The sequence below is a fragment of the Mycobacterium sp. NGS11 genome, from assembly GCF_059813315.1.
In genome coordinates this window covers 1-277 of the sequence record NZ_JCALEJ010000081.1, presented here as the reverse complement: position 1 = coordinate 277, position 277 = coordinate 1, and the positions used below count along the sequence as shown (strand labels likewise).

Genomic DNA, 277 nt, shown 5'->3' with positions numbered 1-277 from the left:
TGCAGTGGCCGCGGCGTTGCGGATCAGTCAGGGCCTGGCCGCCAGCCGCGTGCGGTACGCCCGCGCGATGCGCGAACGGTTACCGAAAGTGGGCGCGGTGTTCGCGGCCGGGGATATCGGCTACCTGACATTCCAAACGATCGTGTTCCGCACCGATTTGATCACCGAGCCCGACGTGTTGGCGGCGGTGGACGCCGAGTTGGCGGTCAACGTGGCGCGGTGGCCATCGATGACCCGGGGCTGGCTGGCCGCGCAGGTGGATAAAGTGGTCGCTCGC

The 277-nt window shown here is 68.2% G+C and carries 1 protein-coding gene; it reads left to right on the top strand.

Annotation, left to right across the window (positions count from 1 at the left end):
- Positions 1-277: DUF222 domain-containing protein (locus AC5Y4T_RS26200; protein WP_499956161.1), on the top strand; the 277-nt coding region annotated here is incomplete at both ends.